Source organism: Streptomyces sp. NPDC001530, from assembly GCF_042894545.1.
Taxonomy (GTDB): domain Bacteria; phylum Actinomycetota; class Actinomycetes; order Streptomycetales; family Streptomycetaceae; genus Streptomyces.
Window position 1 is genome coordinate 1,223 of sequence record NZ_JBIAVS010000062.1, and the last position, 11,578, is coordinate 12,800.

An 11,578-nucleotide genomic window follows, 5' to 3' on the forward strand; every position below is an offset into this window, starting at 1 on the left:
AGAGGTCGAGGGCGGTCTGGTGAGCGTCGTGTGCCTCGTCGTAGCGCCGGAGCCCCCGGAGTGCAGTGCCGAGGTTGTTCCAGGCGCTGGCTTGGCCGTGGGTGTCGCCGGTCTGCTGGAAGAGGTCGAGGGCGGTCTGGTGAGCTTCGCGTGCCTCGTCGTGGCGCCGCAGGTCGCCCAGTGCACAGCCGAGGTTGTTCCAGGCGCTGGCTTGGCGGTGGGCGTCGTCGGTCTGCTGGTAGAGGTCGAGGGCGGTCTGGTGAGCGTCGTGTGCCTCGTCGTAGCGCCGGAGCCCCCGGAGTGCAGTGCCGAGGTTGTTCCAGGCGCTGGCTTGGCTGTGGGTGTCGCCGGTCTGCTGGTAGAGGTCGAGGGCGGTCTGGTGAGCTTCGCGTGCCTCGTCGTAGCGCCGCAGCGCGCCCAGTGCAGTGCCGAGGTTGTTCCAGGCCGTGGCTTGGCCGTGGGTGTCGCCGGTCTGCTGGAAGACGTCGAGGGCGGTCTGGTGAGCTTCGCGTGCCTCGTCGTAGCGCCGCAGCGCGCCCAGCGCACTGCCGAGGTTGTTCCAGGCGCTGGCTTGGCGGTGGCTGTCGCCGTTCTGCTGGAAGAGGTCGAGGGCGGTCTGGTGAGCGTCGACAGCTTCGGTGTGGCGTCGCAGCTTTGCGAGTGCACTGCCGAGGTTGCTCCAGGCGCCAGCCTGGTTGAGAGTGTCGCCGAGTGTCTGGCAGGCTTCAAGAGCGTGCGCGCGGACTGTGATCAGGTCTTGGAGCCGCCGTCGCCTTTCCAGGTAGCGACCGAGGGCGAACCCGAGGTCCAGGGCCGTCTGGGTGCGGGCATAGGTGTGCGTGGTGGCGAGGAGGTTCTCGCGTTCCGCATCGAACCACGCCAGCGCCTGTTCCCGTCCGGCGAACAGCGGCGACACGGCCTCGCCGGGCGGCCGGAGGTGGGTGTCGGCTGCTTCCGCGTGGCGGACGTAATAGTCGGTGAGTCGGGTGCGGGCCTGCTCATAGCGCCGACGGGGGACACGGCCACGGTCCATGGTGATACGGGCCTGCTCCTGCGCGTGAACGCGCAGGAGATCGTGCATGGACCAGCGGTCGCGTGACTGGCTGTTCTGGATAAGCAGGCGCGCCTGGACAAGCTGCCGCAGCAACGGCGCGACTTTGTCGGCCGGCTGGTCGGTGAGGGCCGCGACGCCGGGGGTGGAGATGTCCGGGCCGGGGTGGAGGCCTAAGAGGCGGTAGAGGTCGGCCTGCTGGTGGGTGAGGCGGGTGAGGCATTCGTCGAAGACGGCGCGCAGGTTGCGCTCGCCGTCGTCGAGACCGCCGAGGCGGCTGCCGGCGTCGGTGAGCATCCGCACCCGCTCGGACAGCGGCTGGTCGGGGTCGTCGACGAGAAGGGCAGCGGCGATCTGCAGGGCCAGGGGCAGGTAGCCGCAGAGTGCGGCGAGTTCCTCCGCGGCCGCGGGCTCGTCCTGGACGCGCCTGTCGTCGGGGTCGGCGACCTCCAGCCTCTGGTGCAGGAGGTCGACGGCGGCATCCGGCTGGAGAGGGTGGAGGTTGAACAGGCGGGCGCCGAGTCCGGGCAGGGTGTGCCGGGAGGTCACGAGCACCGCGTGGTGACGTGCCGGCAGCAGCGACCGGACCTGGTCCGAGGTTGAGGCATTGTCCGCCAGGATCAGAACCCGCTGCCCCTCACCTGCCAGGGCGTCGAGTTGGGACCGGTATAGCGCCTCCCGTTCGTCCAGCGTGGGCGGGATGTGATCGGCCGCGACGCCAAGGGCTCGCAGCAGCGCTTCCAGGGCGTCCTCCGGCGGGACAGGGGTCGGGTCGTAGCCGCGCAGGTTCACCATCTGCACGCCCGTGAACCAGCCCTTGTTGAGCGCGGCATGCCCCACGGCATGAGCGAGCGTGGTCTTGCCCACGCCCGGCAGCCCCGCGACCGACCCCACCGCCGCAACCGCACCGCTCCCGGGGTCGAGTAGGGACAGAACCTTGGTGATCTCGTCCTCGCGGCCGGTGAACTCCTGTGGCAGACCCGGCAGAGCGTTCAGCGCGGTCGGCACCGCCGCGTACGCCTGCACGTTGATCTTCGTGGTCTGCGTTCCGCTGCCGAGCACCTGACTGCGCTCGAACGACGCCCCCGCGAAACTGCTACCGGCCCGTTGTCCCTGCCCGGGACGCTTGTCCCTTTTACCGCCGCTCTTACGCTTGCCGGACGTCTTCTTCGCCCCCATGCCCGCCGCCCGCGCCTCTACCGGTTGATCGTGTTGTTCTGCGTGCCGCTCGCGAGAACCTGGCTGTCGGTGAACGTCGCATTGCTGAAGTCGTTGTGCGTGCTCTGCACCGGGGCCTGGGCCTGCGCCTGCTGGACCAGAGCCTGCAACTCAGCCGCCACCTGCTGACGCTCCTCGTCCGGAAGTTGCTCCAGAAGCATCTCCAGACGGGTCTGCCAGCGGGTCACCAGAACGGTCTGCACCCGCTCCGCCCCCGCGCCGTCACCGGCCGACTCCAGCTCGGCCCGGGTCTGATCGAGCCGCTCGAGCTCGGCCTGCTCCCGCCCTGCCTCGCCGCGACTGAGGATCCGCGCGACACCGCTGCGGATCCCGGCCCATGCGTCCGTCCCCGCCGCTTGCACGATCGCCCCGCCACCGGCCGCCGCCGCCGCGATCAGTCCCTCGACCAACACGACAACACCCCCACGAATCAACGGACAAGAAGCCCAGCGTAGGACGAGACCACCCACCCAATCAGCCGAAACACCAACCTCGCCCCGACTGCCACGGCGTCGGCAGCCGAGAAGCCACCAAGTCGCCCGATCCGGACGATGCTGTGTCCTGGGGCCTACTGCAGTACGCAAGCGGGCGTGAGCTCAATCGTGGTCTCAAACCGCCTTCGATCCGGACGCATCCGTCGGCGTCCACAGAGCTTCGGAAAGGGCTGTGAGCAGGTTTGACGCCCGGCTCCTGGACTTCGGCGGATGTCCTCAGATCGAGATCAGACAACTCGAAGTACGCGAGTCTCGGGCTGGAACCTCGAAGACCGAACACGACGGCAACTTGCGCCTGGCGAGCGGGTCACCTCGACACCGATGGGCAGAGAGGGTCGCAGGTCCGAGCCTTTCGGCTGACGGCACTGTTTGGCGGCAACACAGGTGCACATTGCCGTACTACGGGGACTAGCCCTGCACCACGCACGGCAGGCAGGAAAGCGGTAGCCCTGGCCGGTGGATCGTTGGGGTGAACTTACAAAGCAGCACTCACCCGGTGCCCCGACGGAGACTGCCGGCGGCGGGGCCGACGGGCAGAGGCCTGGACTGTCATGGCATGGACATTGCCAGAGGATGCAGAAAGGCCGCTGTCCCGAGGTCCTTGCTGCCCAAATTGTGGGCGCGCGCCGAGAAGTGGGACAGCCGACTCCGTTCCGCTTGGCTTCAGCTTGTCCAGCCATATCGGGCGCTTTTCAGCCAAAATTTGACGCCTTGCGGAAGGGTGATTTGGGTGTTTCGTATAGATCGTCCAGCCGAAGCATGCTGTTCTGGCATATGCCGAACTACTACGTCTGGACGCTTCTGGCATATGCCATCAGCATATGCCCAGCTCAGCTCGCTTCACGTTAGCTTGGGTTTTTCAAATTGCTTTGTCTCTCAGGGCGCACCAAATGAGCCGAGACAAAATCTGAATCCGGCGTGCGGAGCCCGCGTCCGGCCGTGACTCGCTGCTACTTTCGCTCGCCGTAAGAGCCCCGCCCCAGTCCGGCAAGACTCAGAGGGCGGGGCGCGGTCGACCTGAGCCCAAGTGGGCAGCCGACAGTAAGGAGCCTTTGCGGCAATGCCTGACACCCCTACCGAGCCCGAGCCTAGTGACCAACGCCGAGGCGTCAACTCCCGCACCATCGCAGCGATCTTGGTAGGGGTAGGCACCCTGCTCACCGGGATCGGGGCTGTCATCGCTGCTCTGCGGTGACTAGCCCTTCAACTGGCAACCTCCTTGCGCGGATGCTTGCGGTACAGCACTGATGTACAGCAACCACAGCAATCGGACCGTGCTCGGCAGTGCTCTTCAAGGGCACAAGGCGAACCTGTATGACCGCTCCTGACTGATCCACATAGAGCTACGGATCAGAAGGCGTCGTGCCACAGTCGTGCCCGATCGAGCGGGGAACATCGGTGAACCGCGGGCACTCAGGGCAGCATGCGACGCAACGACCCCTGACCGACTTACCTGGTCAGGGGCCGTCAACCTGCGCGGTGGGTGTGGGATTTGAACCCACGGTGACTCGCACTTTCAAGAGCGTCACCGTTTTGAGCCCGCTGCGCCGCCCTGACCTGCTGGAGTTGACGGGGGCATGTGCTCCGCGTACTCACTGGCCCGCAGATGGCCCTCTGACCCACAGCTGGGTGGTCTAGGACGATGGCGGGAATGGGTAGCCGCCGCATGGGCCACGCTCGACCGACAGCCAGGCCCACCTGTCCGGCGGATCTTCGTGGGACACCAGGACCTGAAGCGGGAAGGAGCTAGCTCAGGGCGACGCTGTCCCCTGACGCGGTCGCGCCGCTCGTCGTCCCCGTACCGGCGAACTTCCACCGCCAGGTCCCCGAGTAGCTCGCGGTGACCGTCGTCTTCAGCTTGCCGCCGCTGTCGGTGGTCACGTTCTTGACCGTGGTGTACGTCGAGGATCCGGACTTCTTGAACTGAAGGGCCACCGTCTGGCTGCCGTACCCCGCGTAGACGTTGGTGTCCCAGTTGGCCCGGGTGAGCGCCCCGGACACGGTGAGCGTGCCGCCCTTGGTGACTGGCTCGGGCGTGGCCTGGGTGGTCGCCAGCTTCGCGTACCGCTTCACCTTGAACGGCGCGCCGGTGTCCAGGGTGAAATAATCCTGGTCGTAGGCGGCGGCCTCGGCATTGAAGTGCCAGGTGCCCGCCGAGCTGTTCTTGAGGTCGAAGTAGTCGGTGCGATCGGGTTCGAGCGTGTACGTGTACGTGCACTTCATGGTCGTCGACGTGGGCCGGGTGCAGGTGGCGGAGTCCGCGTAGATGAGCCGACTGTCGGAACTGACGAGCTTGCCGCCGTAGATGCCCTTGATCCCTGAGCCGTCCTTGGCGGTGGCCGTCACGGTGAGGCTCTGCGCCGCGCTGACGCCGACGTTGACGGTCGTCTTACTGAAGGTCACGGAGGTGAAGACGGTGTCGCCCTTGCTCGAGTCCGCATGGGCGGCGGGCGTCACGAACGAGAGCAGTGCCAGGGTGCCGACGGTGGCGGCCGCGGCTGTACGCATACGCATGGTTCTCCAAGAACGGTGAGCCGGAACCGTGTCCGGGCGCGTAGGAGACCTTCGGCGAGCGGGATTGGTTGTACGGTCGACATCCGCCTCGTCATGGCGGACGACCGCCAGGAGCCTGACAGCTCAGGCACCGCCTTGCGGTCCGGGCGTCACACAATCACGGCCCTGACGCGGTCGGGTGTGCGTGCTTCGACCAGGTCGCGCATGAGCTGGGCGAAGAAGGCTACGCGCCTCAGTGGGCCACGCGTTCCCTCAAACCGAGTTCGAATCTCTACGGATCGCGATGGGGGCGCTGCCTCGGACGCGGACACAGCCTGGCGCGCCAGCCCCGCTCCAGATCGCCTGTGTCGAATACGCTGCGAAGGCGTCCAACCTGGCGTCCTTGGTAGCGCGTACGCACAAGGGAATGCCGCCTGGCGGCGGCCCTTCACGTCGGCCCGGATGGCGCAACTGCCGGATGCAGGAAGGGGTGTGCCATGAGGTCCCCAGGCGTGCACCTACGGGAGATCACCGACGACAACCGGGATGCCGTTCGTGCCCTCCGCGTCCGACGTGACCAGAAGCAGTTCGTCGCCTCAGTGTCCAAGTCGCTCAAGGAGGCGGCAAAGACGCCGGAGGCCAATCCCTGGTACCGCGCCGTGTACCGTGGCGACGAGCCAGTCGGCTTCGTGATGCTGTCGTGGAAACCGCCGGCTGGTCCTTTCAAAGGGCAGCACTTCCTCTGGCGCCTCCTCGTCGACAAGCGGTACCAGAGGCGAGGAATCGGCCGAGAGGCGCTCACGCAGATCGCCGCCCTGGTTCGGGCGGACGGCGCCACCGAGCTGCTGACCAGCTACGAGCCCGGCGACGGCGAACCATGGCCCTTCTACCAGAAGTTCGGGTTCGAGCCCACCGGGGAGATCGACGACGGCGAGATCGTTCTGCGGCTCACCTTCCCCGCTCAGTGAGCTCATACGGGAAGCGGCATGGGAGCTGCCCGCTCTCGGGGCCCGCGTCGAGGGTGAGGTCTTCTGGCACGCGCACAACCACCAGGTGAGTGTCCGGCTCTACGAGTGGAAGACGGCGAGTGATCGTCTCCGGGCCGTCCCCGGGCCGTGCGAGTTCGCCCGGCGGCGACCGACGGCGACAACCAGTGACAGGTTCGCTACCGGCGCGGTCGGTGAACGGCCAGGTCGCGGGCCCCTGACGAGACTGGTTTCCCCCCAGGCCTAGCCGTCGGGCAAGATGGGGCGCTTCTTTCCGCCGGACAGTGGCACTGTCCGGCGTGCCCTGGGGGGACTTCAGTGATCATCGCGGTTTCGGACGGGCACGACCCGACCTATCAGCTCCAGACAAGCCTGCTCACGCTGGTCTTTGGTATTGCGCTTATCAGCGTCGGACGGATACTGCGGCGGACCGGACGGCTACCTGCGTATCTGGACCTCAGGCGAAAGGCTCTGGGCTCGCTGGTGGCACAAGAGGGCAGGAGTGCCGGCGTCGCCAGGCTCGGCACAGCCCTGATTGCCATGGGCGGCTTCTTCCTCTTCGGTACCGCGTGCCTACTACTCGGCGCGCTGGGCGTCCTCGGTCCCTAGTGGCCGGGCCACGGGAGCTTGCCAGGACCCAACCGGCCGACTGCCTCTGCGGAGCGTGGCCAAGTCCTGCTGAGTAAGAGCCGTGCCCCGCGACTCCAGTACGCGGCCTGGAGAAGACCAGGCCATCGCGAAGGGCTGATTGGCGAAGATGCGGCGGGCCCACCGGGGTGGGCCCGCCGCCGACCGTTAGTGGCGGGTCTCCCACCACAGGATGAGCAGGGTCACGGCACCGCTGCCGAGCTTGTACGACGCGCCATGCAGGAACTCGCCCGGGGCGCTTCGCCCCTGTTGGCCGATCCATTTTCGCAGGTGACGGATAGTTTCGGCGCGTCGCCTGTCCCGGCGGGGCGGGTGTTTGGGCTGGCGTTTCGCGTTACTCTCCTCCATACGGAGTTCCTCTCGTTGACATGCGTGCTGGAGCACCGCGCAAGGAGCCCGCCCAACTCAGAGGCCTAGGAAACCTGTTGGGACTGCGGGCTCCTTCTGCGTGTCGCCCCGATGACTGTGTCGGAGCGTACGCGGCGGTGCGCCGCCTGTCCTCCGCGATGCCTTTGGTGGACCCCAGATCCTGGACTTTTGACGCGTCAGCCCAGGTCATAGCGGCACGTGGATACGATCAGTTTGCGAGTAGCCGGTCCTGTTGAGGAGGTCCGTCTCGTCCCTGGAGGCTCTGATCACCACGGGCAGACCACAGCGGTGGCCACGCAGGACTTGGACGTCGAACACCCGCATTCGATCAAGCGTTCTTCTGGCGCCCGCGCAGCTGGTGATCGAATTGGCGATCCCACGGCCCGGCTGGCCAACTATGGCTGAGCGGAGTGGCCATCTGGGGCTGAGTGCATGCCGTCGATCTGCCGTTCTGTCGAGTTGAGTGGCCACGCATCCCTGAGAGTTACATCGGGCAGCTGGTCAGCATCAGGACCTCCCCGACGCCGCCCACGGCATGCACGTCGAGGGCCCGAAGCGGTACGCCGAGATCGTGATCGGACTGATCGCCGCCCTCCAATAGCGCGGTCAGGGCGAATGCCCAGGCGACCCCACCGTCTCAGTTTCCGTCTCATTCAGCCCCGTTCACGGACGTTCAGACGAGACCAGAGGCCGAGTCCTGCACATGGACCAGCCGTCCATGAACGCAGGTGAACGCCCCTGCACAGAGCCCAGGACCCCACCAACACAGTTGGAAAGCGTGTTGGTGGAGGTGAACCGAAGCTGACGCAGGGTGGTGATGATGTCAGCCCCCTCTGAGAGTGTGTCGGCATGGAGACACCCACTGCCCCTGGCGACCGAGAGCACGCTGTCATCGCCCACTTCCAGCTTGCCGCCGAGGGCTTCGGCGACGCCGACCAGCGGAAGCTGGTCTACCAAGCAGAGCAAGCGCTGGCAGCAGCGACCACGGAAACCGGCGTCGGCGAGGTCGACGGCAACGAGTTCGGAGGAGGCAAAGCAGTGGTGTACGCCTACGGACCGGATGCCGATGCTCTCTTCAAGGTCATGGAGCCAACCCTGCGCAGTCTGCCGTTCCGGCCGGCGCACGTCGTTCTCCGACGGAGCGACAACGAGTCACGCGTGGACCTGTGAGACTCATCGGGTGGCTACGGCGGGCCTGTTGAGCCACGTGGGGCAGGGACGAGGCGCACCACAACCGCACCAGATCGAGCGGGGAACAGCGGGGAATCACGGTGAAAGCAGGCGCCGCCGACCAAGCCGCAGCCCCACCGTTCGCCCGGTCAGCGTCCCAACCGGTCAGAAATGATCTCGGCTTCCCAAGCTGATGGCGCGAGTCGATTGTCGTCGCCCGCTCCAAGATTGTAGGCCCAAGTCATGGCCCTGGCATTTCCACTGTGTGTGGTGATCAGTTGTCGCGCGCCCGCCCTCGACCGGACGTGGTGGCCGCCCTCATCCCCCACACTCAGGACATCAGTAGGAATCGTCGCTCTCGCCGCCGGCGGTGTCTGCTCCACTCCTCGTGTCTCGCCAGTTGAGGCGCGGGGACGCGAGGAAGCTGCCCTGGATAGACCGGAACCTTCGGCCCGTCCAGGGCAGCTCGATCGGCGGTCGGCGGTACGGTCCGCAGCGTGCGCCCAACGGTGGAGCGCTCAGCGGCGCAACCTCCTACGGGCCCACAGGAACCCGATCACGCCACCCACGACCACCAGGTACGCCGTCAGTGGCCCATCGTTCAAGGCGAGACCGGGCAGGGCCACGATGGTCACGATCAAGAGCCATCCGCATCCGGCCACAACGAGGTCAGCCGAATCAGGGCGACGCCGCTCGTTCTCCACCCGTTCTCCATTCACCGGCTGGGGTGGGGCGGTACGTCACTTCGATAGCTGACATGCGCGACCTCACTGCCTCCAACCGTAGGCTGATCGATCAGGTCAGTTGCAACGACTGCGGGCTGTCACCCGAGCACCGCTTGAAGGCTGGGCTACGCACAATGGATGGTGGCCGTCTAGGAGAAGACGTTGTCGTCTCCCCAGTACCCGTTGCCGTTGCGCAGCGTCGCGCTGCACCAGCAACCAGCCATGCCCGGCGGCCACTCTGAGGGATCGAACGGCGAGCTCTATGACCCCCGTTGACCAACCTTTGTAGAACTACGGTTCAAAAGAGGGCCCGGAGCGGGCTCGGACCGAACTCCTAAAGCGGGTGTCGCAGGTTCGAATCCTGCCGGGGGCACAGAGAAACACCAGGTCAGGGGCCCTTCCGTCCGGCGGACGGGAGGGCACATATCTGCTCCTACTCGTGCCGGTTCAACCGGCACGAGTAGCAGAGGTGGCGAGGTCGCATCACGCGACGGCGGTCCCCTCAAGCTCGACCATCTGGCCGGGGATCGCCAGCCGCGTCACCCCGAGCATCGTGGTGGTCGGCGCCACCCCGGCGGCGCCCAACCGCGCCGCCAGCACGCCGTAGTGCCGGAAAAGCAGATCGACGTCGGTCGTGTAGACGTTGAGCCGGACGAGGTTCGCGAGAGACATGCCGGCCTCGCCGAGCACGGCCTCCAGGTTGTCGATGCTCAGCGCCAACTGCGCCGCCATGTCACCGTCATGCTGGGGCTTGCCGTCGCCGCTCATCGCGGTCTGCCCCGAGATGTACAGGGTCCGGGTGTGCCCGGAGACGACCTCACCCTGGTTGAATCCCATCTCCACCGACCATGTCACCGGGTTGACCGCCGTTCGTTCCATTGCCACGTCAGCTCCATTCGATTCATTGGGTGTACGTACGGCCATCGGCTCGGTAGCCGTCGGCTTCGACGTCGCGTCAACGAGCCTCGCAACAAATCACGACATCCTTGGTCATGTATTTCGATAGAGTTCTCGTATGCGCGCCGACCGGTTGGTCTCGCTGGTGCTGCTGCTGCGTCAGCGCGGTCGGCTGACTGCGGACACACTGGCCCGGGAGCTGGAGGTATCCACCCGCACCGTGCTGCGCGACATCGAGGCGCTGTCCGCGGCCGGCGTCCCGGTCTACGCCGAACGCGGCCGGCACGGCGGTTTCGCGTTGTCGCCCGGTTTCCGCACCGAGCTCACCGGTCTGAACCACGACGAGGCCCTTGCCTTGCTGACCGCCGGATCGGGGCGCGGCGAGCTGGTGTTCGGCCTCGGCTCGGCGCTCGCTTCGGCCATGCGGAAGGTGGTCGACGCGCTGCCCGAAAGCCATCGGGCCGCCGCGAGCGACGCGGCCCAGCGATTTCTCGTCGACCCGGAGACCGACCTGCTCTCACGTCGGCTGGTCACTGAGGAGGTACCCGACACCGTAATGATCGAGGTCCGGCGCGCGGTGCTCGCCGGACACAAGCTGCGCATCCACTACGCGGCCACAGGCCGGACACCACAGTGGCGCACGGTGGACCCGATCGGCCTGGTCACCGTACGCGACCGGGGCTACTTGCTGGCCACGAGATCTGGCACGGACCGCACCTACCGGCTGTCGCGGGTGTTGGCCGCCGAGGAACTCCCCGAAACGGCACAGCGACCGAACCGGGTCGATCTGGACCGGATCTGGCGGGAACGCTCCGCACAGTTTCTCTCCGGCGGCGACCACATCACCGTGCTGGTCCGGGTGAACCCGGCGCGGCGGGAGGACCTGCTGGACACCGCGCTGGCCGTCCGCGCAGAAGAACCCGACGCGGACGGCTGGCTGCGGCTGAAGGTGACCTTCCAGGATTCACGACACGCCGAATGGGCGCTGTGGCAGCTCAGCATGGACGCGGAAGCGCGTCGTTTGAGGGGAAGTCCCACATTACGCCGTGCCCGCCGGTGTAGAAGATCGCGGCATACCTGGCCGGGTCGATGTCGGCCGCCTTGCTGGTGCGGTCCAGGCTCGACATGAACGCGCGATCGTTCATGTAGTCGCGTACCGCCTTGTCGGCCCATCTGGTGCTGCGCGGATCCAGCGGCACCGGTCCACCTTCTGGACTGACGAGGTCGACCTCGAAGCCGGCCCGGCGGACCCCGGCGTGGAAGTGAACCAGCTCTCCGATCCACAGTCCGGTCCGATGGGGGCTCGTCCCGTAGGTCGCCTGGTTGGTTACCACGGCGAGGATCCGCCTCATCGCCATCACGACTCCTTGCTTGTCTCGGAGTTGGCCCCGGTGTTGGTGTTCAGGCCTGCTCGGTGGGGCGTACGAGCAGCTCGGCGACGGCCACGTGCCGGGGGCGGGTGACGATGTAGCCGACGGTGTCGGCGATGTCCTGGCTCTGCAGCCGCTCGATGTCGCCGAGGGCGGC

9 protein-coding genes are annotated in these 11,578 nt (G+C 66.7%); 4 read left to right on the plus strand and 5 right to left on the minus strand.

Translation table 11 applies throughout. The features are described from left to right. From ACFY0T_RS50060 to ACFY0T_RS50070, 3 genes are all read right to left on the minus strand, one after another. Positions 1-2,230, minus strand: a 2,230-nt coding sequence (locus tag ACFY0T_RS50060) for a tetratricopeptide repeat protein (protein WP_388885881.1), incomplete at its 3' end; no start/stop codon positions are given. 17 nt (positions 2,231-2,247) lie between these two features. Continuing rightward, positions 2,248-2,679, minus strand: a complete 432-nt coding sequence (locus ACFY0T_RS50065) for a hypothetical protein (RefSeq protein WP_388885884.1) — start codon at positions 2,677-2,679, stop codon at positions 2,248-2,250. Between the two features lie 1,830 nt (positions 2,680-4,509). Then, positions 4,510-5,277: a calcium-binding protein gene (locus ACFY0T_RS50070; protein WP_388885886.1), complete on the minus strand. Its 768-nt coding sequence runs from the start codon at positions 5,275-5,277 to the stop codon at positions 4,510-4,512. A 476-nt stretch (positions 5,278-5,753) separates the two neighbouring features. On the opposite strand from ACFY0T_RS50070, the gene ACFY0T_RS50075 reads away from it, so the two are divergent. Both ACFY0T_RS50075 and ACFY0T_RS50080 read left to right on the plus strand, forming a co-directional pair. Then, positions 5,754-6,224 carry a GNAT family N-acetyltransferase gene (locus ACFY0T_RS50075; protein ID WP_388885889.1) on the plus strand — a complete coding sequence of 157 codons (471 nt, stop codon included), beginning with the start codon at positions 5,754-5,756 and terminating at the stop codon, positions 6,222-6,224. Positions 6,225-6,560: 336 nt separating this feature from the next. Then, positions 6,561-6,851, plus strand: coding sequence for a hypothetical protein (locus ACFY0T_RS50080; protein ID WP_388885891.1), 291 nt, complete (start codon positions 6,561-6,563; stop codon positions 6,849-6,851). Between the two features lie 186 nt (positions 6,852-7,037). Here the strand turns inward: ACFY0T_RS50080 and ACFY0T_RS50085 are convergent, their stop codons facing one another. Then, complete coding sequence (locus ACFY0T_RS50085; RefSeq protein WP_388885893.1) at positions 7,038-7,238, minus strand: hypothetical protein; 201 nt, start codon at positions 7,236-7,238, stop codon at positions 7,038-7,040. An 870-nt stretch (positions 7,239-8,108) separates the two neighbouring features. On the opposite strand from ACFY0T_RS50085, the gene ACFY0T_RS50090 reads away from it, so the two are divergent. After that, complete coding sequence (locus ACFY0T_RS50090) at positions 8,109-8,429, plus strand: hypothetical protein (RefSeq protein WP_388885896.1); 321 nt, start codon at positions 8,109-8,111, stop codon at positions 8,427-8,429. 1,208 nt (positions 8,430-9,637) lie between these two features. Here the strand turns inward: ACFY0T_RS50090 and ACFY0T_RS50095 are convergent. Then, positions 9,638-10,033 (minus strand): RidA family protein, encoded by a 396-nt coding sequence (locus ACFY0T_RS50095; RefSeq protein WP_388885901.1) that lies wholly within the window; start codon positions 10,031-10,033, stop codon positions 9,638-9,640. 136 nt (positions 10,034-10,169) lie between these two features. On the opposite strand from ACFY0T_RS50095, the gene ACFY0T_RS50100 reads away from it, so the two are divergent. Continuing rightward, complete coding sequence (locus tag ACFY0T_RS50100) at positions 10,170-11,180, plus strand: helix-turn-helix transcriptional regulator (protein WP_388885898.1); 1,011 nt, start codon at positions 10,170-10,172, stop codon at positions 11,178-11,180. Positions 11,181-11,578 lie beyond the last annotated feature (398 nt).